18 protein-coding genes and 1 tRNA gene are annotated in these 21,316 nt (G+C 63.2%); 14 read left to right on the top strand and 5 right to left on the bottom strand.

Annotated features, from left to right (window positions below; all coding sequences use genetic code 11):
• Positions 1–113 precede the first annotated feature (113 nt).
• The gene (locus AC1DXM_RS11120; protein WP_477233077.1) at positions 114–476 is read left to right on the top strand and encodes a YybH family protein; all 363 of its coding nucleotides are present in this window, start codon (positions 114–116) and stop codon (positions 474–476) included.
• Positions 477–500: 24 nt separating this feature from the next.
• Here AC1DXM_RS11120 and trhO read toward each other — a convergent pair whose 3' ends face one another.
• The gene (trhO, locus tag AC1DXM_RS11125) at positions 501–1,433 is read right to left on the bottom strand and encodes an oxygen-dependent tRNA uridine(34) hydroxylase TrhO (RefSeq protein WP_477233078.1); all 933 of its coding nucleotides are present in this window, start codon (positions 1,431–1,433) and stop codon (positions 501–503) included.
• Between the two features lie 177 nt (positions 1,434–1,610).
• On the opposite strand from trhO, the gene AC1DXM_RS11130 reads away from it, so the two are divergent.
• Entirely contained in the window at positions 1,611–2,249 is a 639-nt protein-coding gene (locus AC1DXM_RS11130) for a 2-dehydro-3-deoxy-phosphogluconate aldolase (RefSeq protein ID WP_477233079.1), read from the top strand.
• A gap of 184 nt (positions 2,250–2,433) precedes the next feature.
• On the opposite strand, the gene AC1DXM_RS11135 is transcribed toward AC1DXM_RS11130, so the two are convergent.
• The 3 genes from AC1DXM_RS11135 to AC1DXM_RS11145 form a co-directional block, all read right to left on the bottom strand.
• Positions 2,434–2,507 (bottom strand) — tRNA-Gln (locus AC1DXM_RS11135).
• 115 nt (positions 2,508–2,622) lie between these two features.
• The gene (gene mepK / locus AC1DXM_RS11140; protein ID WP_477233402.1) at positions 2,623–4,464 is read right to left on the bottom strand and encodes a peptidoglycan L,D-endopeptidase MepK; all 1,842 of its coding nucleotides are present in this window, start codon (positions 4,462–4,464) and stop codon (positions 2,623–2,625) included.
• Between the two features lie 493 nt (positions 4,465–4,957).
• Positions 4,958–6,496, bottom strand: coding sequence for a sigma-54-dependent transcriptional regulator (locus tag AC1DXM_RS11145; RefSeq protein ID WP_477233080.1), 1,539 nt, complete (start codon positions 6,494–6,496; stop codon positions 4,958–4,960).
• A 145-nt stretch (positions 6,497–6,641) separates the two neighbouring features.
• On the opposite strand from AC1DXM_RS11145, the gene AC1DXM_RS11150 reads away from it, so the two are divergent.
• The 6 genes from AC1DXM_RS11150 to AC1DXM_RS11175 all read left to right on the top strand — a co-directional run bounded on the left by AC1DXM_RS11150 (position 6,642) and on the right by AC1DXM_RS11175 (position 12,842).
• On the top strand, positions 6,642–8,480 hold the full coding sequence (locus AC1DXM_RS11150) for a M3 family oligoendopeptidase (RefSeq protein WP_477233081.1): 1,839 nt from the start codon (positions 6,642–6,644) through the stop codon (positions 8,478–8,480).
• A 419-nt stretch (positions 8,481–8,899) separates the two neighbouring features.
• Positions 8,900–9,637 carry a proton-conducting membrane transporter gene (locus AC1DXM_RS11155; protein ID WP_477233082.1) on the top strand — a complete coding sequence of 246 codons (738 nt, stop codon included), beginning with the start codon at positions 8,900–8,902 and terminating at the stop codon, positions 9,635–9,637.
• Positions 9,638–9,801: 164 nt separating this feature from the next.
• Complete coding sequence (locus tag AC1DXM_RS11160; protein ID WP_477233083.1) at positions 9,802–10,947, top strand: aminodeoxychorismate synthase component I; 1,146 nt, start codon at positions 9,802–9,804, stop codon at positions 10,945–10,947.
• A complete protein-coding gene (locus tag AC1DXM_RS11165) occupies positions 10,896–11,561 on the top strand; it encodes an aminotransferase class IV family protein (protein ID WP_477233084.1) in 666 nt (221 codons plus the stop codon). The genes AC1DXM_RS11160 and AC1DXM_RS11165 overlap by 52 nt, the downstream gene beginning before the upstream one ends.
• Before the next feature lie 76 nt (positions 11,562–11,637).
• The gene (locus AC1DXM_RS11170; protein WP_477233085.1) at positions 11,638–11,925 is read left to right on the top strand and encodes a YciI family protein; all 288 of its coding nucleotides are present in this window, start codon (positions 11,638–11,640) and stop codon (positions 11,923–11,925) included.
• Positions 11,922–12,842, top strand: coding sequence for a heme-dependent oxidative N-demethylase family protein (locus tag AC1DXM_RS11175; RefSeq protein ID WP_477233086.1), 921 nt, complete (start codon positions 11,922–11,924; stop codon positions 12,840–12,842). Before AC1DXM_RS11170 ends, AC1DXM_RS11175 begins: the two co-directional genes overlap by 4 nt.
• Before the next feature lie 6 nt (positions 12,843–12,848).
• On the opposite strand, the gene AC1DXM_RS11180 is transcribed toward AC1DXM_RS11175, so the two are convergent.
• Complete coding sequence (locus AC1DXM_RS11180; RefSeq protein ID WP_477233087.1) at positions 12,849–13,727, bottom strand: LysR family transcriptional regulator; 879 nt, start codon at positions 13,725–13,727, stop codon at positions 12,849–12,851.
• A 108-nt stretch (positions 13,728–13,835) separates the two neighbouring features.
• Between AC1DXM_RS11180 and AC1DXM_RS11185 the strand changes: the two genes are divergently transcribed.
• The 6 genes from AC1DXM_RS11185 to AC1DXM_RS11210 all read left to right on the top strand — a co-directional run bounded on the left by AC1DXM_RS11185 (position 13,836) and on the right by AC1DXM_RS11210 (position 21,315).
• Positions 13,836–14,582, top strand: coding sequence for an SDR family NAD(P)-dependent oxidoreductase (locus tag AC1DXM_RS11185; protein WP_477233088.1), 747 nt, complete (start codon positions 13,836–13,838; stop codon positions 14,580–14,582).
• Positions 14,583–14,769: 187 nt separating this feature from the next.
• Complete coding sequence (locus AC1DXM_RS11190; RefSeq protein WP_477233089.1) at positions 14,770–16,215, top strand: homospermidine synthase; 1,446 nt, start codon at positions 14,770–14,772, stop codon at positions 16,213–16,215.
• A 187-nt stretch (positions 16,216–16,402) separates the two neighbouring features.
• The gene (locus tag AC1DXM_RS11195; RefSeq protein WP_477233090.1) at positions 16,403–16,780 is read left to right on the top strand and encodes an Omp10 family outer membrane lipoprotein; all 378 of its coding nucleotides are present in this window, start codon (positions 16,403–16,405) and stop codon (positions 16,778–16,780) included.
• A 200-nt stretch (positions 16,781–16,980) separates the two neighbouring features.
• Positions 16,981–19,020, top strand: a complete 2,040-nt coding sequence (locus AC1DXM_RS11200; protein WP_477233091.1) for a 5'-nucleotidase C-terminal domain-containing protein — start codon at positions 16,981–16,983, stop codon at positions 19,018–19,020.
• A gap of 130 nt (positions 19,021–19,150) precedes the next feature.
• Positions 19,151–20,203: a ferrochelatase gene (gene hemH, locus AC1DXM_RS11205; RefSeq protein ID WP_477233092.1), complete on the top strand. Its 1,053-nt coding sequence runs from the start codon at positions 19,151–19,153 to the stop codon at positions 20,201–20,203.
• A 161-nt stretch (positions 20,204–20,364) separates the two neighbouring features.
• Entirely contained in the window at positions 20,365–21,315 is a 951-nt protein-coding gene (locus tag AC1DXM_RS11210; protein WP_112559280.1) for an SPFH domain-containing protein, read from the top strand.
• Position 21,316: the final 1 nt, after the last annotated feature.

Genomic DNA, 21,316 nt, shown 5'->3' on the forward strand with positions numbered 1-21,316 from the left:
CGGACGGGCGCTTTGCCAGCGATGCGGCCTTTCGAAAATCGGCACTGTCATGTGTCGAAATGGGCAATGGCTTCCGCTAGTGTCGCCGCCGCACTGCCGAGGGAGGACCTGCCATGATCGAAAAGAACCAACGCGAACCCGCCCGCGATCCGCAGGATCTCGAGCGCCTGCTGATCGACCGGCAGTGGGTGGGAGACATTGACGGCATGGTGGCGCTGTTCGAACCCGATGCGGTCGTCGACACCGGCGAAGCCGAATTGACGCGCGGCCACGACGCGATCCGCGCACTGTTCGAGACATTCGTCGTAAGCGGGCGAAAATTCCAGCGCGGCGAGCAGCGCCCGGCGGCCATCAACGGCGATCTCGCATTGACCTCGACCAGGCTTCCCGATGGCTCCATAACCTCGGAGGTCGCGCGTCGACAGAGCGACGGCACATGGCTGTGGGTGATCGACCGCTATTCCGTCGCCTGGTGATTCAGCCAGCTGAGCAATACCGACCTAGCTGCCGATATGGCCCCTGCCCTGCGCCTGCGCCAGTTCGACCTGGCGCTGGCGTTCGGCATAGCGGGCGCGGTCCTCGTCGGTGCGGGCCTCGTAGCAGTGCGGGCATGACACGCCGGTGGCATAATGCGGCGACAGCCGGTCCTCCGGCGTCAGCGGATGCCGGCAGGCGCGGCACAGTTCAGCCTCGCCTTCGGTCAGCCCATGCGACACCGAGACCCGCTCGTCGAAGACGAAGCACTCACCTTGCCACAGGCTGTCTTCGGCCGGCACCTCTTCGAGATATCTGAGGATGCCGCCCTTGAGATGGAAGACATGGTCGAAACCGAGCGACTTCACATAGGCCGTCGCCTTTTCGCAGCGTATGCCGCCGGTGCAGAACATCGCGACCTTGCGCCCATCGAGCTGGTCACGGTGTTTTTCGACCCAGGCCGGGAATTCGCGAAAGCTCGACGTCTGAGGATCGACGGCACGCTCAAAAGTGCCGATCGACACTTCGTAGGCATTGCGCGTGTCGATGACGATGGTGCCGGGGTCCGAGATCAATGCGTTCCAGTCGGCCGGCGCGACATAGGTGCCGGCGCCCGTTGCCGGGTCGAGGTCTTCGACGCCCATGGTGACGATCTCGCGCTTCAGCCGCACCTTCATGCGGTGGAACGGCATCTCGGCGGCGTTGCTGTATTTGACCTCGAGATCGGCGAGGCCTTCGATGGACCCGAGATAAGCGATCAGGTCGGCAATATCGGGCCCTGAGCCGGCGACCGTGCCGTTGATGCCTTCCTGCGCCAGGAGCAGCGTGCCCTTGATGCCACGCCCGCAGCAGAAGGCGGCAAGCGGCGTACGCAATTCCCGCAGCGCGTCGAAGTCGCCCAGCGCCGCAAATTTGTAGAGCGCGGCGACGCGCACGGGTTCATGGTTGGACAGTGTCATCGCCAAGCCACTAAACCGTGGTCAAAGCGGATTCAAGGCAGAGCTAAGGAAGCCTTGTCGGCATTCGCCCACAGGCGCGGCGGCCGACAGATGTGACATCGCGGCAGGCCGGGTTTCGTGGACTCGGAATCTGCCTTCTGCTAATCGGTTGAAATCATCCCCAGGAGAGACAAGCCAATGCCCAGCAAGACCGAAAAGCTCCTGTCGCTGCTCAACGGCCAGCCGGTCATCCCGGTGTTGAAGATCGCCAATGTCGCAGACGCCGTACCGCTCGCCCGGGCGCTTGCCGCCGGCGGCCTGCCGGCAATCGAGATCACGCTGAGAACCGCCGATGCGCTGGAAGCGATCCGCCGCGTCGCCGGTGAGGTCGAGGGCGCCATCGTCGGCTCCGGCACCATTCTCGATGCCAAGCAGTTCGACGAGGCAGCAGCCGCCGGCTCGAAATTCATCGTCAGCCCCGGCATCACGCGCGAACTGCTCGCGGCAGCCAAGGACAGCGACGTTCCCCTGCTGCCTGGCGCCATCACGCCCGGCGAGATCATGGCCGCCCGCGAGGTCGGCCTGCGCTTCCTGAAATTCTTCCCGGCCGAACAGTCCGGTGGCATCGCCTCGCTGAAGGCTTTCGCCTCGCCACTGGCCGATGTGAAGTTCTGCCCGACCGGCGGCATCTCGGCCAAGAACGCCGCCGACTATCTCAGCCTGCCCAATGTCATCTGCGTCGGTGGTTCCTGGGTGGCGCCGGACGAGCTAGTCAAGGCTGGCAAGTGGGATGAGATCGAGGCGCTCGCCCGAGAGGCAAGCAAGCTCAAGAAGTAAACGCCAGTCACGAAAAACCCGCCGGCTTGCGCCGACCGGGTTTGCTGCATTGATATCCCCAGGTTGGAACGAACCCAGCGTAACCCGCAAAAAGGTCGTCGTTCCGGCCTCACGAGAAGTTCAGCCGCGCGTGATCGGCCGGGCTGACCTGGCATAACTGCCTGTGATCGTAGATCGAGAGAGTTGGTTCCCGCTCATGGGCTCGAACCACGATTCACGCCTTCAAAGGGCGCTGTCCTACCATTAGACGAAGCGGGAAGGCAGCTTGCTGGTTAGCATTCCGGGACGCTGGAAGCCAGTGCTGGAGATTCGCAAAAACAAAAAACCGCGCGGGTTGCCCATCGCGGCTTTTGATATTGTCCAGGCGCGACCGCTACTTCGTCTGGAAGCGGGCGACCGAGAGGAATTTTACGGCATTGCCGGTGAAGCGGTTGGCATCGGCCATCTGGTTGTCCGCCTGGAAACCTGCGGTGTAGACCTCGCTCGGCGGCGTATGCACGATGTTGTAGGCATAGCGCGGCGCAGTCGTCGGGCTGGAAACGGTGGCAATGTTGTCGCCACTGCTCAGTGCCCAGCGCGCCGCCTGCGGTTCGGCCGCCACCACCACGGCCTTCGGCCCGGGCTTCAGGTCGCGAGCCGAGGCCCTGGCTTCCTTGCGCGTCGTTTTCACACCGGCGCCGATCACGGAGGCCGGATCGGTACCGGCTGGACGGGCGGCAATCGCGCCGCGAGGCGTTGCGGCATCGACGCCTGACGGATCGTTGAACGCCGAGCGCGGCTCGAGCGAGGCAACCTGATAGTCGTCGGTGATGCTAGTGGTATCGGCGGCACTGGCCTGTTCGAGAACGGCCTTGACCTCATCCGGACGCTGCGACGGCAGCACCGAGAAGACATCCGTTGCGGTCTGCTTGTGCGCGGCCGTATCGGCCAGCGCCAGCAGAACGCCCTTATCCTGCGGCGAAAGCTCAGCCGGCGGCGAGGAGCGGTCGGGACGCCAGGTCGGCAACGGGACGTTCACGGCAACCTGCGCCGGAGCGGCAGCCCCTTGGTCGGCACTGCTCACATCGGCCATGCCGAACGGCACATTGGTAGGCGCCTGCGCTGTCGCCACTGTCTGTTCGGTGGTGGCGTCGGCCATGCCGAACGGTACCGTCTCAGGCTGCTGCGCCCCGACATCGGCCTTGGGCCGCGGCGCGAAATCGGGCAGCGGCACTTCCTTGGCCGGGAGTGCAGCGATGATTGTCTCCGGCGTGTCCTGCTGCGGCTCGGAATCGTCCGCGCTGTCGTCGGCAAGCTGCGGAACATTGGCGCGCTTGGCATTCTGCGGCGACACGATCGCGATGCCGGGCAGGTTGCTGTTGTCGTTGCTCCTGGCAGCCAGGACCGGCTTCACGCTTCTCGCCGCCGGCGCATCGCTTCTCGGCGACGGCGCGGCGGTCGCGACATCGGCGCTGTCGTCGGCTTCGTCTTCGCCGCCACCGCCAAAGAAAGCGGACAGGAAGCCACCGGATTTCTTGGTGCTGCCGCCAGCGCTGGCCATCATGATGGCCGGAGAACCGGCGCCCTTGCGCGCCTTGTAGGCGGCGAGTGCCTGGTCATAGCCCGGCAGCGGCTTGCCGTCGCTCGGCACATGCAGCGTCTTGCCATTGGGGAACAGGCTGACCAGTTCCTGGCGGCTGATGCCGGGCCAATGGCGCACATTGCCGACGTCCATATGAACGAAGGGCGAGCCGGACGACGGATAATAGCCGACGCCGCCGCCCTGCATCTTCAGGCCAATGTTCCGCAGCTTCTTCAGCGGTACGCCCGGAATGTAGAAGTCCATCGCCCTGCCCAGCATGTGCTGGCTTTCCTTGGCGACGCCTCGGCTGCGGCTGCGCAGCATCGAATTGGTCGCCGGCGAGCGATAGCCGCAGACGACCTGGATGTAGTCTGTGGCGCCTGCCTGCCGGTAGGCTTCCCACACCAGGTCGAGCAGGCGCGGGTCCATCTTGGTCGGTTCGTTGCGACGCCAGTCGCGCAGAATGATGTTGATCTTCCTGAGGCCTTCCGGATCGTAGCGGCCATTGCGCTTGTAGACGATCTCGGCCTTTTCGTGCGTGTGGAGGTGATAGAGTTTCAGCGAGCGCGTTTCGGCGCTTGCGCCGGCAGCAGTTGCGGCAAGGAAACCAAACGCAACAATCACCGCTGCCAGCCATCTCGGCCAGACGCCAATGTGATAGTGCCGCCCGTTGCTGTGTCGTTCGACTTTGTTCAAATCAAAAGGCCTTGCAGGCTGCCGTTTGTCCCCGGATTTGCCCAAACGGATGCGTGGTTCTCACATCCGAATATCGATCCTAATGGTTAATCATCGCTTATTGAAGCCGAAATGCGGTAACACCGTGGCGATATCCCGTCAAAAATAATACACAGGATTTCTTGGTAAACTGCTGGTTTAGATCAAGATTCAGCCTTTTCCGCTACACGATCTGTTACTGTTAGCCTTAATGCGTGAACATCGCCGCTCCGCATCGCCATATTCCCGCCCCAACCCCTTATGCAGCGCTAGATATCGCCTCGCAAGCTGGTCCCGGCCTTGCGCCAACAAGCTGTGGAATTCGGGTTCCCAATGCATGGTCGCTCAAAAGTGGTCCCGGTTTTGAGACAACGACATGCATAATGCAAAGACCTAAAGCGCGTCGCCTGAATCCGTTCAGGCGCGACGCGCTTTAGGAGGCAAGACGGTCGAGGCGGCCGGTCTCCGGGTCGATGCCGTATTCTTTAAGCTTGCGGTAGAGCGTCGAGCGGCCGATGCCGAGTCGGCGGGCGACTTCGCTCATCTGGCCGTTATAGTGGTCGATGGCGAGCTTAATCATCTCGAGCTCGACATCGGCCAGCGCGCGCACGTTGCCGCGCTCGTCCAACGCCCTCAGCGTGCCGAAACGCTGAAGCAGCCTGGCCGGAGGTTCGATCTCCGCCGCGACGGAATCGACGCCATCAGTCTGGACACTATCGCCTTGCAATTCGCTGCTCCAGACCATGACGGGGTCCGACAGGGACGCGTCGGCCTCGAGATTGACGGTGCCCTCGACTTGTGCCCGGATCTGCGGGAATTCGTCTGCTGTCAGCACGTCGCCCTCGGCAAGCACCGAGGCCCGGAACACGGCGTTTTCCAGCTGCCTGATGTTTCCCGGCCAGTCATAGGCCTGCAGCATGGCCAATGCGGCTTCCGAAATGCCGTGCAGGCGATGGCCCGCCGGCGCCACCTTGCCCATGAAATGCTTGACCAGATAAGGGATGTCGTCGCGCCGGTCGCGCAGCGGCGGCACGAAGATCGGGTAGACGTTCAGCCGATAGAACAAATCCTCGCGGAACTTGCCGTCCTTGACCTGCTGCAGAAGGTTGCGGTGCGTGGCCGAGATCAACCTGATGTCGACCCTGACCGTGGCGCGACCGCCGACCGGATCGACCTCGCCATCCTGCACCGCGCGCAACAGCTTGACCTGCACGTCGAGCGGCAGGTCGCCGATTTCGTCCAGGAACAACGTGCCTGAATGCGCCTCGACGAACTTGCCGGTGTGTTTGTCGGTGGCGCCGGTGAACGATCCCTTCTCGTGGCCGAACAGGATCGATTCGACCAGATTGTCGGGGATGGCGCCGCAATTGACGGTGACGAAGGGTTTTGAACGACGATCACCGGTGCCCTGGATGGCGCGCGCCACCAATTCCTTGCCAACGCCCGATTCGCCCTCGATCAGGATCGGGATGTTGGAGGCCGCCGCCTTCTGGCCGAGCCGGATCACCCGGTCCATCGCCGGGCTGTGCGTGATCATGTCCTTGAAGGTCAGGTGGCCGCCACGCCGCCGCGACGTGCGCTTGACCTCGTCCTCGACCGCTTCGACCTTGAGCGCGTTGCCGATCGCGGTCTGCAGCCGGTCGGGGGATGCCGGCTTGACGACAAAATCGAAAGCGCCATGGCGCATCGCCGAAACCACGGTCTCGATGCCGCCCTGCGCGGTCTGCACGATGACGGGAACCGTGATGCCGCGTTCCCGCATCGCCTTCAGCACGCCGATGCCGTCGAGGCCGGGCATGACAAGGTCGAGGATGACCGCCGACACATCGCGCGCGCCGGGTCCGTCGAGAGCATCGAGGCCGGCCTCGCCGCCATCGGCGACGATGGCACTGTGGCCGAATTTCGTCACCGCCGCCTCGAGCAGCCTGCGCTGCACGGGATCGTCATCGACTATGAGAATGGAACCTGTCATGACTGATTTGAGTTGCCTGCCTGGGAAATCCCCATGGATCATCCTGGCACAGGGTTCTAAACAAGGTTTCAAAAAACCCGGTGAATGAATTCCTTAGGATTTGACCGGCTTGCCCTTTCCCCTTGATTCCAGAAGGTAATTGTTGATGCGCAGGATTCTCGGTCGGCAGCTTGCGGCGGCAGCGTCCGGTCAGGGCGCGGCGGAGCTCGGCGACCTGCCGGAATGGAATCTCGCCGATCTCTATTCCGGGATGGAAGCGCCCGAGCTGAAGCGCGACATCGCCAAGGCGGCGGCCGATGCCGTCGCCTTCGAGAACCGCTGGAAGGGCACGCTGGCCGCGGAGGCCGAGCGCGGCAGCGCCGGCAAGCTCGGCGAGGCGCTGAGCGCCTATGAGGCGCTGGAGGAGCTGATCGGCCGCATCGTCTCCTATGCCGGCCTGATCTATGCCGGCAACACCGCCGATCCGCAACGCGCCAAACTCTATGGCGACATCCAGGAGAAGATGACCGACGCCAGCGCGCATCTGTTGTTTTTTGCGCTGGAGCTGAACCTGATCGACGACAAGGCGCTCGAAGCAGCCCTTGCCGCCGATGCCGGCTTTGCCCACTACCGGCCCTGGGTGCTCGATCTCAGAATGGACAAACCCTACCAGCTCGAGGACCGGGTCGAGCAGCTTTTCCATGAAAAATCGATCACTGGGCGGGGCGCCTGGAACCGCCTGTTCGACGAGACGATGACCGATCTGCGCTTCGACATAGACGGCGAGGAGCTGACGCTGGAGCCGGCGCTGAACCGCCTGCAGGACGCCGACGGCGAAGTCCGCCGCCGCGCCGCCGAGGCGCTGGCCACCACCTTCCGCAAGAGCCTGCGCACCTTCACGCTGATTACCAACACGCTGGCCAAGGACAAGGAGATTTCCGACCGCTGGCGCGGCTTCGAGGACATCGCCGATTCACGCCATCTCGCCAACCGTGTCGAGCGCAGCGTGGTCGATGCGCTGGCCTCCGCCGTGCGCGAGGCCTATCCGCGCCTGTCGCACCGCTACTACGCCATGAAGGCGCGCTGGCTCGGCATGGAGGTGATGAACCACTGGGACCGCAACGCGCCATTACCCGAGACCCCGCAAGCGGTGATCCGCTGGGACGACGCCAGGAACACGGTGCTGTCGGCCTATCAGCGCTTTTCGCCTGATATGGCGGAGATCGCCCGTGTCTTCTTCGACCGCAACTGGATCGACGCGCCGGTCAGGCCCGGCAAGTCGCCCGGCGCCTTTGCCCATCCGACCGTACCCTCGGCGCACCCCTACGTGCTGCTCAACTACATGGGCAAGCCGCGCGATGTGATGACACTGGCGCATGAACTCGGCCACGGCGTGCACCAGGTGCTGGCTGGCGGCCAGGGTGCGCTGATGGCCTCGACGCCGTTGACCTTGGCCGAGACGGCCTCGGTGTTCGGCGAGATGCTGACCTTCCGTTCGCTGCTCGATCAGACCACCGACAAGCGCGAGCGCAAGGCCATGCTCGCCCAGAAGGTCGAGGACATGATCAACACGGTCGTGCGCCAGATCGCCTTCTACGAGTTCGAGCGCAAGGTGCATGCCGAGCGCAAGAACGGCGAACTGACGTCCGACAAGCTTGGCCAATTCTGGCTCGAGGTACAGGCCGAGAGCCTGGGGCCGGCGATCAAGCTGCGCGAGGGCTATGAGGTCTTCTGGACCTACATCCCGCACTTCATCCATTCGCCCTTCTACGTCTACGCCTATGCCTTTGGCGACTGCCTGGTGAACTCGCTCTACGCGGTCTACCAGAATGCCGAGCACGGCTTCCAGGACAAGTATTTCGAGATGCTGCGTGCCGGTGGCACCAAGCATCACTCCGAGCTCCTCGCTCCCTTCGGCCTCGACGCCACCGATCCCGCCTTCTGGCAGATCGGCCTTGGCGTAATCGGCGGCCTGATTGACGAGTTGGAAGCGCTCGACAGTTGATGCTACGGAGCCGTTGAACCGGTAGCGCAGAGCAACAGGTTCGGCGGGGCCGGTCTCGACTTTGCGAAATCGCAGAACAGTTTAGCCGGAATGCATGTGACGGCAGCTCTGTTCTTGTTCTAAATATCTGTTCTTGAAGAACTCTCGGGCCAAATTTTCCGTTAGCTTTCCAGAATCCGTATGATAGCCTTTCCGACTGAAGCTCAGCCGGGCGCGCGGCTTAGGCCGGACAGCATCCCGGCCCATGGCGGCGGTCCGGCGAATGCGACAGCGACGGTTGGCAATGGGCGGGAAAGCCGAAAGCCGGCAATCGACGACAGACCGGCTGTTCCCTGAACCGCCGAACCACCAATGGATGATCCGATCTGCCAAGGTCATGACTTGAGACGGCGGCGGACGGATCCGACTGGAGAGAGACGATGACCTTCTTCTACATTGTCCTGGCGTTCCTTGTAGGTTTGTTGGTTGGGTGGTTTATCTGGGGCCGGCTGCGCGGTGAACTAGACAGCCTGCGCGCCGACCTCGACCGCACCCGCAGCGAGCGCGACAGACTGCGCGCCGACGCCGATCGCCTGACCGGCGAACTCGACGCCTGCGGCAAGACCCGCGCCGATCTCGAGCGCCGGCTGCGTGAAGCGTCTACTCCATCGGCCAAGCCTTCCAGCTCGGCGCCGGCCGCATTGGTCTCGACACCCGCAACGGCCAAGTCAGCTCCGGCGGCGAAGCCGGCCGCGCCCGCGAAACCTGCCGCGGCAAAGCCTGCCGCCGCCAAGCCAGTTGCGGCCAAATCCGCCGCCAAACCGGCTGCCAGCAAACCTGCGGCTGCCAAGGCGAGCGCCGCTCCGAAGCCCGCCGCTTCAAAGCCGGCTGCAGCCCCGAAGAAGGCTGCACCGCCAGCTGCGAAGGCCGACAATCTGCGCCGCCTGATCGGCATCGGACCGGTCAACGACAAACTGCTCAAGGGCCTTGGCGTCACGACCTACGCCCAGATCGCCGCCTGGACGGCGGCCGACGTCAAGCGCATCGAGGACACGCTGAATTTCGACGGCCGCATCGCACGCGAAAAGTGGATCGAACAGGCCAAGCTGCTTGCCGCCGGCGACGAGAAGGAATTCGCGCGCCAGTTCCCGACAGCCGGGACCGCCAACAACACCTGATCTGATCATCGGCAATAAGCCGACAAAGCGGCGCCTTCGGGCGCCGCCTTTGTTTTCGCAAGTGCCACCGTCTTTGCGCCCTGCGACGCCGCTCCCTCGATTGCACGCCGCCCGCCCCCCATATAGAGCGGTTCTGGCGTCATCGACCGCAGCATCCGAGCCCCATGCCCCTGCCCTCTGCCATTTTCCGCAACGATGAAAGCGGCCGCCAGCTGGTCTTCGACCGCCCGGCCGACATCATCGTCGCCTATGAGGCCAAGGATTTTCTGCCGGCTCTGGCGGCTGCGCAGGCGGCATCTGACGCCGGCAAATGGCTGGCCGGCTATTTCTCCTATGAAGCGGGTTATTTGCTCGAGCCGAAGCTGGTGCCGCTGCTGCCCGAGGGCCGGCGCGCGCCGTTGATCTGCTTCGGCGTCTTCGATGCTCCAGTCGAAGAGGCCGTGCCGCGCAGCGATGCGCCGGCGACCAACGGCCCGATCTTCGATGCCACGGCCAGCTGGTCTGCTCACGATTACGCCAAGCGCTTCGCGCGCCTTCACGAGCACATCCGCAAGGGTGATTGCTACCAGGGCAATCTGACCTTTCCAGTCCATGCGCAGTGGTCCGGCGACCCGCTCGCCGCCTTCGACGCGCTGACCGGACGCCAGCCGGTAAAGTATGGCGCGCTGATTTCGCTCGGCGATCCAATCGTACTGTCGCGCTCGCCCGAACTGTTCTTCGAGATCGACACCGAAGGCATGATCGAAACCCATCCGATGAAGGGCACCGCGCCACGCGGCGCAACCAAGGCCGAGGACGCGCGGCTGAAGGCGTTCCTGCGCAATGACGAAAAGAACCAGGCCGAAAACCGGATGATCGTCGATCTCCTGCGCAACGACATCTCGCTGATCAGCGAGGTCGGCACGCTGGAGGTGCCGGAACTGTTTCGCATCGAGAGCTACCCGACCGTCCACCAGATGGTGAGCCGTGTGCGGGCGAAGCTGTTGCCTGATCTCGGCATCCGCCAGATCTTCGCAGCACTCTTCCCCTGCGGCTCGATCACCGGCGCGCCAAAGATCCGCGCCATGGAAATCCTGCATGATCTGGAAGCCACGCCGCGTGACGTCTATTGTGGCGCCATCGGCTGGATCGCGCCCGGCGGCACGATGCGCTTTTCGGTGGCGATCCGCACCATCTCACTCTTTTCCAGCGGCGAGGCCGTCTACAATGTCGGCGGCGGCGTCGTCTTCGATTCGACGGCCGAGGAGGAGTATCAGGAGTGTCTGCTGAAGGCGCGCTTCGCGACGGGAACACCGCCGACTTCGACCTGATCGAGACCATGCGCTGGGAGCCCGGCCAGGGCTTCCTGCGTTTCGAGCGCCACCTCGCGCGTCTCTACGGCTCGGCGGAGGAACTGGGCTTTGCCTGCGATCCGCAGCGCATCGGCGAGGTGCTGGCCAACGCCGTCGGAGCGCAGCACACGGCGTTACGCACCCGTCTCGTCCTGCAGCGCAATGGCGAGGTCACGGCTGCAGCTCAGCCTTACGAGCCGCTCGCCGCCGACAAGGTCTGGCGGCTGCAGCTGGCGCGGGTGCGGCTCTCCTCCACCGACACGCTGCTGCGCCACAAGACCAGCCGGCGTCAGCTCTTCACCCATGCTCGGTCTGAACATCTTGTCACCCAGGCCGACGAGGTGTTGCTCGCCAATGAGCGCGGCGAAATATGCGAAGGCACGATCACCAATGTCTTCGCCGATTTCGGTGACGGCGTGCTGATGACGCCCCGGCTCGATTGCGGCCTGCTGCCTGGCGTATTGCGCGCCGAGCTGCTGGACGAAGGCCGCGCCCAGGAAGCGATCTACTGCTATGACGATCTGAAGTCCGCCAAGTCACTCTTTGTCGGCAATTCGCTGCGCGCTTTGATCCCCGCGCGACTTGGACCATGATCCCAAGAAGTGGAAGCCCCTTTTCGGAAAAAGATCATGGTCTGGAAAAAGGCTGACAGAGGTCCGGGAGAAAAGAATGTTCGTGGTTTCGCTGAACTACAAGGTGCCGCTGGCCGAGATCGATCGGCTGGCGCCCGAACATATCGAGTGGCTCAAGGCCTGCTATGCGGAAGGCATCTTTGTCGCTTCCGGACCGAAGAAACCAAGAACCGGCGGCGTCATCATCGCACGCGGCCCCCGTGAGGTGCTCGACGCCAGGCTGTCCGCCGATCCTTTCGCCAAGGCGGGCGCCGCCGACTACGATGTCACTGAATTCCAAGCAAAAATGACCGCCGCTGCATTGGACGCCTACAACGAGGCATGAGCGTCCGCCAGCCCACCCATACGCCGTACGATGGCTCCTCGAAACTCTTCACCATCGGGCTGAAGCCGCTCGGTCTCGACAAATGGATCGAGGTCGACGAACACCTCATCGACCATCTCGCCGAAAAGCGGCGGCTCTATGCCGAAATTCCCGACAAGGTGTTTGTCGAGGAGAACGACACGCGCGACGCCCAGCGCGAAGTGCGCGACCTCATCGAAGCCCATCTGCTGTCGACATTTCCTGAAACGTACCGACAAACCGGCGCCGGCCTCGAGATCATCGGCGCCGAAGGCAACAGAGCCGATGTCTTCAGCGACGCCCCGCTGGTCGCAGCCTCGCTGCTCGTCCAGGAAGACCTGATACTGATGCGCCGCGATGACAGTGGCTGGCGGCTCGCCGCCGGGTCACTGTGCTTCCCATCATCCTGGTCACTGCTCGAAAAATTCGGGCTGCCGCTTCAGCAGATCCACGCACCGGTGCCGGGCTTCGGTCCGGGCACCAGGCCGGCTGAGCTGATCAACCGCATGTTCGACGGCCTGCAGGGCCAGGCCGTCGAGCGCTTCAACTGGTCGATCCAGGCCGACGATGCGCTCTATCACCCGCTCTCCAATGTCGAGCGCGTCGACCGAGCCACCAGCCGCCCGTCGCGCTTTCCGGATGGCGACGTCAACGCCCACGCCTTCATTCGCGTCGAACGCCAGACGCTGCGCAAGCTGCCCGTGTCGCGCGACATCCTGTTCACCATCCGCATCCATCTCGACCCGCTGGCCGTGTTGGCGCGGCACCCGGACCGGGCAACGCTTGCCGCATCTTTCGCGGCGCAATTGCTGGCCCTGGATGAGGCTCAACTCGACTATAAGGGCATGACCGCTGACCGCGACCGCTTGGTCGAGCTTTTAAAAACGATGACGCGCTGAGCCACGCTACAAGCTGGCGGCCAGGAACTCGACGAATGTTCTTGCCCGGGCGCTGGCCTTGCGTCCGGCCGGAAACAGCGCCCACAGTTCAACAGGCGGCAGCGCCCAATCGACCAGGATCGGCCGCACCGCACCGCTGCGCAATTCTGCGTCGAACATCCATTCGGAGCCGACCGTGAAGCCGATGCCGGCAAGTACTGCCTCACGTATCCCTTCGGCGGAAGTCACGCGCAGCCGCCCTTGGCCGGCAAGCGAAACCTCTTCGGCGCCTCGCCGGAACGTCCAGCGATTGGAAATGCCTGCTTGGACGAAAAGGATCGCCTCGTGCTGCGACAGCTCATTCGGCGCCATGGGTTCGCCCTGGCGTGCCAGGTAGGAGGGTGCCGCCACCACGAGACGACGACAGGTGGCGATCTTGCGCCCGACATGGGCGGGGGCGAAGCTTTCACCCAGACGCAGCATGACATCCACCCCTTCCTCGACGAGGTCGACATTCCTGTCGTCCATCGCCACCTCGATGTCGAGTTTCGGATGAGCGTCGAGGAAGGTCTTCAGCCGGGGCACGACATGCAGGCGGCCGAAGGTCACAGCCGTGCCGATGCGCAACAAGCCGGTGAGTGCCGCCGACGCGCCCCGCGCCGCGTTCTCGGCTTCGTCCGCTTCGTCGACCGCGCGTTTGGCGCCTTCGTAGAAGCTGAGGCCGGCATCGGTTGGCGAGAGACCGCGGGTGGTGCGCGACAGCAAGCGCACGCCGAGCCGTTCCTCGAGCTGCGCGATGGCCTTCGAGACGGCTGGCTGCCCGACGCGCAAATGCCGTGCAGCGGCCGAGAAAGAACCGGTTTCGACGACCCGTATGAAGGTGCTCATCGCTGCCAGCCTGTCCATTTATTCTTCCTCGGAATTAGTTATATGGCAATTATTGCCCTACTTGAACGATTTGGGAATAGCCAATTGCCCTGATGTCAAATCCATTCAGCCATTCGGAGAAACAAAATGGGCAAGCTCAACAACAAGGTCGCCATCGTCACCGGCGCCGCGCGAGGCATCGGTGCGGGCATCGCCAAACGGCTGGCGGCGGAAGGCGCCGCCGTCGTCGTCAACTACGCCTCCAGCCGTGAGGCTGCAGAACGCACTGTCAAGGAGATCGTAGCCGCTGGTGGCAAGGCGACCGCGGTTCAGGGTGACGTGGCCGACGCCGCCGAAGTCGAGAAGATATTCGAGGCCGCAGAGATCGCATTCGGCAAGCCAAGCATTCTGATCAACAACGCCGCGACCGCCAGCTTCGGCACGTTCGAGGAAGCCAGTGAGGCGGATTATCGGCGGCTGTTCGACACCAACGTGCTCGGCACGATCCTGACCACCAAGGCGGCCATGCGCCACTTCCCCGAGACCGGCGGCAGCATCGTCAACATCGGCACGATCTCGAGCTGGAACCCAGTGCCAAACACCAGCCTCTACTCCGCCAGCAAAGCGGCGATCGACACACTGACGCTTAGCCTGTCGAGAGAACTCGGGGCACGCAACATCCGTGTCAACATCGTTGCGCCTGGCTATACCCACACCGAAATGACCGAGGGCATGATCGGCACCGATTTCGGCAACATGCTGATCGCTGGCGTCCCCCTTGGTCAGCGCTTCGGCAAGCCGGATGACATCGCCCCGACCGTGGCCTTCCTCGCCTCGGACGAGGCGGCCTGGCTGACCGGCGAACGCATCAACGCGTCCGGCGGCGCTCGCTGATACGACGCCGGCTCAACATCCGCCATCGGGCAGGGTGCGGCCTCCCGGTGGCATCACCGAGCACCTCACGCTGGGGCGCCCCAGGCGTTCTCGCCGCTTTTCGCTTTATTGTGACAATGATCTATGGTTTGTCGCGACGCGGCCAAGCGGCTGTTCCAGAGTGTTTTTTGAAGGAGTGCTCGATAAAATGGCGAATGAAAACTGGCCCGTTTACGGTGAAATCACCGGCCCTGTCGTGATGATCGGCTTCGGTTCGATCGGACGGGGAACGCTGCCTCTGATCGAGCGCCATTTCAAGTTCAACAAGTCGCGCATGACGGTCGTCGATCCGCTCGATACCGATCGCAAGCTGCTCGACGAGCGCGGCATCGCCTTCGTCCAGGAGCACGTCACCGAGAAGAACTACAAGAAGCTGTTGACCCCGCTTCTGACCAATGGTGGCGGCCAGGGCTTTTGCGTCAATCTGTCGGTCGACACCGGCTCGGTCGACCTGATGCGGCTCTGCCGCAAGCTCGGCGTGCTCTACATCGACACCGTCGTCGAGCCGTGGCTCGGCTTCTACTTCGACGCCAAGGCAGACAATGCCAGCCGCACCAACTACGCGCTGCGCGAGGCGATGATCAAGGAGAAGCACGACAAGCCAGGCGGCGCGACGGCGGTTTCGACCTGCGGCGCCAATCCAGGCATGGTCTCGTGGTTCGTCAAACAGGCGCTGCTCAACCTTGCCGGCGATCTCGGCCTCGAATTCTCCGAACCGGCGCAGGACGACCGCGACGGCTGGGCCAGGCTGATGAAGAAGGCCGGCGTCAAGGGCATTCACATCGCCGAGCGCGACACCCAGCGCACCAAGAAGCCCAAGCCGATGAACGTGTTCTGGAACACCTGGTCGGTCGAAGGCTTCATCTCGGAAGGCCTGCAGCCGGCCGAGCTTGGCTGGGGCACGCATGAGAAATGGATGCCGAAGAACGGCAAGGAGCACAAAGATGGCTCCAAGGCGGCGATCTATCTGGAACAGCCCGGCGCCAACACGCGCATACGCTCCTGGTGTCCGACGCCCGGCGCGCAATACGGCTTGCTGGTGACCCACAACGAGGCGATCTCGATCGCCGACTTCTTCACCGTGCGCGGCAAGAAGGGCAAGGTCCAATACCGCCCGACCTGCCACTATGCCTATCATCCCTGCAATGACGCGCTGCTGTCGCTGGACGAAATGTTCGGCGCGGCCGGCAAGCCACAGCCGGTCCATCATGTGCTTGACGAAAACGAGCTGGTCGACGGTGTCGACGAACTCGGCGTGCTGCTCTACGGCCACGACAAGAACGCCTACTGGTACGGTTCGCAGCTGTCGCTGGCGGAGGCACGCAAGCTGGCGCCCTACCAGAACGCCACCGGCATGCAGGTCACCTCGGCCGTGCTCGCCGGCATGGTCTGGGCGCTGGAAAACCCGGAGGCAGGCATCGTCGAGGCCGACGAGATGGACTACAAGCGCTGCCTGGAAGTGCAGTCGCCGTATCTCGGGCCGGTCAAGGGCTACTACACCGACTGGACGCCGCTCGATAACCGGCCGGGTCTGTTCCCGGAGGACCTCGACAAAAACGACCCGTGGCAATTCCGCAACATCCTCGTCCGATAGCGGTTCCATACCCCTGCCTCACCGCCTTGCAATCGCCCGGAAATCGGGCGATTGAAGGGATGCGGACGAGAGCAGTGTGCGCCCCTTTGGGCGCACGAGGGACCGCTCTGGAAACTTGAGGCCACGCACATCGTGTTTCCCAAACGTCGTTTGGCGATTGGGCCGATGCGTCAGGAGAGGATTTCATATGACGATTGCGCGCAAAATTCTTTCGGCGGGCGCGGCGGGCGCTCTTGCGACGATGCTTGCCGCCTGCACCACCGGCGGCTCCGAGGGGCCATCGATCGGATCGCAGCCGCGAGGCGTCGAAGGGTCCTGGCTGAACGCCGAAGGCAAGGCAGTCTCGACATTGAACGGCGGCGTCTTCACCACCGTTTCGGCAGAGACCGGCGAGAAATTCGCTGATGGCAGCTATACCAAGACCGGCGCCACGTCGGTTGAGATCAACGGCACCTCGCTGATCCGGCAGCAGCCGATCGCCTTCAACTGCCTGCTGGTGTCGATCAACCAGCTGAATTGCACCAGCTCCGCCGGCCAGAACTTCGTTCTGACCAGGCGCAGCTGAGCCATCGCATACGGCCTTGCGAAAAGGCGGCGGCGCGATGCCGCCGCCTTTTTTATGCCGGCAAACCGATGCCGATTTCGCCCGCCCTGATTCTTCTTGCATCGCCACAACCGCGATGTGAACATGACCAAAAGCTGGCTGTTATTCTGCAGTCAAGCAAGAGCGTTAAACGCTTGGTCAGATCCATCCGGGAGACGAAGATGAAGAAGCTCGCCGCCATTGCCGCCCTTTCTGCCTCGACGCTCGGCCTGTCGGCCGTGCCATCCTTTGCCGACTACACGTTGAACATCCTGCATTTCAACGACTGGCACAGCCGCATCGAAGGCAACAACAAATACGAGTCGACCTGCTCGGCCGAGGAGGAGACCAAGGGTGAATGCATTGGCGGCGCCGGCCGGCTGGTCACCGCGATCGCCCAGGAGCGCAAGAAGCTCGAAGGCCAGAACGTGCTGCTGCTCAATGCCGGCGACAGCTTCCAGGGATCGCTGTTCTACATCACCTACAAGGGCTCGGCGGAGGAGGAATTCCTCAATCAGATCAAACCCGACGCGGTGACGCTCGGCAATCATGAGTTTGACGATGGCGAGAGCGCGCTGGTACCTTACCTCGACAAGGCGCAGTTCCCGGTCGTCAGCGCCAATGTCCTGCCCAACGACAAGTCCGGCGCCGCGGGCAAGATCAAGCCGTCGATCGTCGTCGAGGTCGGCGGCCAGAAGATCGGCATCATCGGCGCCGTGACCAATGACACGCCGGAACTAGCCTCGCCTGGCCCCAACATCACCATCGCCGACGACGTCAAGTCGATCACGGCGGAGGTTGAGAAGCTGAAGGCGCAAGGCGTCAACAAGATCATCGCCGTCACCCATATCGGCTACAGGCGCGAGCGCGATGTCATTGCCAAGATCCCCGGCATCGATGTGGTCGTCGGCGGCCACAGCCATTCGCTTCTGTCCAACACCGACCCAAAGGCGGAAGGCCCCTATCCGACCATGGTCGATAACCCGGACGGCTCCAAAGTGCCGGTGGTGCAGGCGGCTTCCTATTCGAAATATCTCGGCGAGTTCAAGGTCGTGTTCGACGACAATGGCAACGTCAAGGAAGCCAGCGGCGATCCGATCTTCCTCGACAAGTCGATCACGCCTGATCCCGCCGTGCTTGCCCGTATCAAGGAACTCGGCGCGCCGATCGAGGCGCTGAAGAACAAGGAAGTCGCCGAGACCACCGAGGCCATCGACGGCAGCCGCGAGAATTGCCGCACCAAGGAATGTGCGATGGGCAACCTCGTCTCCGACGCCATCCTCGACCGCGTCAAGGGACAGGGCGTCGAGATCGTCGTCTCCAATGGCGGCGGCCTGCGTGCCTCGATCGACAAGGGCACCGTGACCATGGGCGAGGTGCTGACCGTGCTGCCGTTCCAGAACACGCTGGCGACCTTCCAGATTTCCGGCAAGGACCTGGTTGCCGGGCTGGAAAACGGCGTCAGCCAGGTCGAGGACGGCGCCGGCCGCTTCCCGCAGGTGGCAGGTCTCAAATATTCGTTCGACAGGTCGGTCGCGCCCAATGCGGGCCGCGTCAAGTCGGTCGAGGTGATGGAAGGCGGCGCCTGGGCGCCGATCAATCCGGACAAGGACTATCTGGTTGCGACCAACAATTACGTCCGCCAGGGCGGCGACGGCTACAAGGTCTTCGCCGACAAGGCCAAGAACGCCTATGATTATGGCCCCGGCCTGGAACAGGTGGTCGCCGACTATCTCGCCGCGCACCGGCCCTATACGCCCAAGCTCGACGGCCGCATTAGCGAGGTCGCCGCAACCGTGGCAGCGGCTCCGGCCGCCGAGCCGGCCAAGCCTGCCGAACCGGCGCCTGCCCCAGCCGAGCCAGCGAAGCCGGCCGAGGCAGCTCCAGCAGCGGAGCCGGCGATGCCCGCATTGCCGGCAGGCTCCGGCGACATATCCACCACCCCGCCGAGTGTGCCGGCGGAAACGGCCCCGGCAGCACCTACCGAACCGGCCAAACCGGCTGAAGCAGCCCCTGCTCCCGCAACGCCTGCCCCGGCCGAGCCGGCAAAGCCGGCCGAGGCCAGCCACGTCATCGTCGCCGGCGATACCTATTGGGACCTGGCCAAGAAGGCCTATGGCGACGGCGCCAAATGGAAGGTGATCTCCGAGGCCAACAAGGGCTACGAGCCACGCCGGCTGCCGATCGGCGCAACCCTGACCATACCGCCGGCTGGTAATTAGAGCCGGTAGAAATCCGCAACACCCGTCCGGTCCGCCGGGCGGGTGTTGCTTTTCCGGACAGGTGCGGCCAGACGTGGCATTGAAAACGGGCGCAGCGCCGTTAGTTTCGCGGCGTGTCCGGAGAATTGCCATGACGATTGATCCCAAAGCCGCGAAAGCGTTCGGCCCACTGCCGGCCGGACATCCGCCGGTCAAGGCAGGCAAGATCGGCGTCATGCTGGTCAATCTCGGCACGCCCGACGGCACCGATTTCAAGCCGATGTGGCGCTACCTCCGTGAATTCCTGTCTGATCCGCGGGTCATCGAACTCAACAAGGCGATCTGGTATCCGATCCTCTATGGCCTGGTGTTGACGACGAGGCCGAAGAAGTCCGGAGCCAATTACGCCAGGATCTGGAACCAAGAGAAGAACGAGTCGCCGCTGCGCACCTACACCCGCGCCCAGAGCGAAAAGCTGGCCGCGGCCCTTCGCGACCTGCCAGATGTCGTCGTCGACTGGGCGATGCGCTACGGCAACCCTTCAACCGCGAGCGTCGCGCAACGGCTGGTCGCTCAGGGCTGTGACCGCATCCTGTCCTTCCCGCTCTATCCACAATATTCGGCGACCACGACCGCGACCGCCAATGACCAGCTGTTTCGCGCGCTGATGAAGATGCGGGCGGCACCGGCGATCCGTAGCGTGCCACCCTACTATGACGAGGCGGTCTATATCGAGGCGCTGGCGCGTTCGATCGAGCAGCATCTGACGACACTCAATTTCGAGCCGGAGGTGGTCATCACTTCCTATCACGGCATCCCGAAGCCCTATTTCGAGAAAGGCGATCCCTATTACTGCCACTGCCAGAAGACGACACGGCTGTTGCGTGAACGACTGGGGTGGGATGAAAAGAAACTGATCATCACCTTCCAGTCGCGCTTCGGCGCGCAGGAATGGCTGCAGCCCTACACCGACAAGACGGTGGAGAAACTGGCCAAGGACGGCGTGAAATCGATCGCCATCGTCAACCCCGGCTTTTCCGTCGACTGCATCGAGACGCTGGACGAAATCGGCCGCGAGGCGGCCGAGACCTTCCACCACGCCGGCGGCGCGAAATTCGCCCACATCCCGTGCCTCAACGACAGCGCAGAAGGCATGGCGGTGATCGAGGCGATGGTGCGGCGCGAACTGTCGGGCTGGGCCTGAGCCCGCTACGTTGTAGCGATCGATCGCCACTGTTGCGGTATTCTACGCACTAATAATAATCAGCGATCACCTGATTGTAACATTATTGAAACACACCTAAGTGTTTGGTGAAGTCGGTTGCATGGAATCAACGCCATGTCCGGCATCTGAGGGAGATTTAAATGGACTTCAGTGGTTTCGGTATTGCAATTGGTGCGCTTGCCTTTCTGGTGTTGGTGCTTCTTATCAAAGGCATCCGGACAATCCCGCAAGGCTACAATTATACGGTGGAGCGCTTTGGTCGTTACACCAAAACACTAAGCCCCGGCCTCAACCTCATCGTGCCGTTCGTCGACCGTATCGGCGCCAAGATGAACATGATGGAACAGGTGCTCGACGTTCCGAGCCAGGAAATCATCACCCGCGACAACGCCATAGTCGGTGTCGACGGCATCGCCTTCTACCAGATCCTCAATGCCGCGCAGGCCGCCTATCAGGTCGCCGGCCTGGAGAACGCCATCCTCAACCTGACGATGACCAACATTCGTACCGTGATGGGCTCTATGGACCTCGACGAACTCTTGTCCAACCGCGACGCCATCAACGAGCGGCTGCTGCGCGTCGTCGACGAAGCGGCGCATCCGTGGGGCATCAAGATCACCCGCGTCGAGATCAAGGACATCAATCCGCCGGCCAACCTCATCGAATCGATGGGCCGGCAGATGACCGCCGAGCGTAACAAACGTGCGCAGATCCTCGCCGCCGAAGGTCTCAAGCAGTCGCAGATCCTCGAGGCCGAAGGCCGCAAGGAAGCCGCGTTCCGCGACGCCGAGGCGCGCGAACGCTCAGCCGAAGCCGAAGCCCGCGCCACCCAGGTTGTGTCGGAAGCCATCTCCAAGGGTGACGTGCAGGCCCTCAACTACTTCGTGGCACTGAAATACACCGAAGCGATGGGCAAGATCGGCACCGCCAACAACAGCAAGGTCGTGCTGATGCCGATGGAAGCCTCGGCGCTGATCGGCACGCTCGGCGGCATTAGCGAGATCGCCAAAGAGGTGTTCCGCAGCGAAGGCACCGCCGGCGCCGCGCGGCAGGCTGCCCGCCCTCCGGTGGTTCGCCCGAGCGAGAACTGAG

This window comes from Mesorhizobium sp. P3_A2 (genome assembly GCF_056403115.1).

Coding starts and splice junctions, on each gene's coding strand:
- AC1DXM_RS11120 (WP_477233077.1), top strand. CDS start 114: ATGATCGAAAAGAACCAACGCGAACCCGCCCGCGATCCGCAGGATCTC.
- trhO (WP_477233078.1), bottom strand. CDS start 1,433: ATGACACTGTCCAACCATGAACCCGTGCGCGTCGCCGCGCTCTACAAA.
- AC1DXM_RS11130 (WP_477233079.1), top strand. CDS start 1,611: ATGCCCAGCAAGACCGAAAAGCTCCTGTCGCTGCTCAACGGCCAGCCG.
- AC1DXM_RS11145 (WP_477233080.1), bottom strand. CDS start 6,496: ATGACAGGTTCCATTCTCATAGTCGATGACGATCCCGTGCAGCGCAGG.
- AC1DXM_RS11150 (WP_477233081.1), top strand. CDS start 6,642: ATGCGCAGGATTCTCGGTCGGCAGCTTGCGGCGGCAGCGTCCGGTCAG.
- AC1DXM_RS11155 (WP_477233082.1), top strand. CDS start 8,900: ATGACCTTCTTCTACATTGTCCTGGCGTTCCTTGTAGGTTTGTTGGTT.
- AC1DXM_RS11160 (WP_477233083.1), top strand. CDS start 9,802: ATGCCCCTGCCCTCTGCCATTTTCCGCAACGATGAAAGCGGCCGCCAG.
- AC1DXM_RS11170 (WP_477233085.1), top strand. CDS start 11,638: ATGTTCGTGGTTTCGCTGAACTACAAGGTGCCGCTGGCCGAGATCGAT.
- AC1DXM_RS11175 (WP_477233086.1), top strand. CDS start 11,922: ATGAGCGTCCGCCAGCCCACCCATACGCCGTACGATGGCTCCTCGAAA.
- AC1DXM_RS11180 (WP_477233087.1), bottom strand. CDS start 13,727: ATGGACAGGCTGGCAGCGATGAGCACCTTCATACGGGTCGTCGAAACC.
- AC1DXM_RS11185 (WP_477233088.1), top strand. CDS start 13,836: ATGGGCAAGCTCAACAACAAGGTCGCCATCGTCACCGGCGCCGCGCGA.
- AC1DXM_RS11190 (WP_477233089.1), top strand. CDS start 14,770: ATGGCGAATGAAAACTGGCCCGTTTACGGTGAAATCACCGGCCCTGTC.
- AC1DXM_RS11195 (WP_477233090.1), top strand. CDS start 16,403: ATGACGATTGCGCGCAAAATTCTTTCGGCGGGCGCGGCGGGCGCTCTT.
- AC1DXM_RS11200 (WP_477233091.1), top strand. CDS start 16,981: ATGAAGAAGCTCGCCGCCATTGCCGCCCTTTCTGCCTCGACGCTCGGC.
- hemH (WP_477233092.1), top strand. CDS start 19,151: ATGACGATTGATCCCAAAGCCGCGAAAGCGTTCGGCCCACTGCCGGCC.
- AC1DXM_RS11210 (WP_112559280.1), top strand. CDS start 20,365: ATGGACTTCAGTGGTTTCGGTATTGCAATTGGTGCGCTTGCCTTTCTG.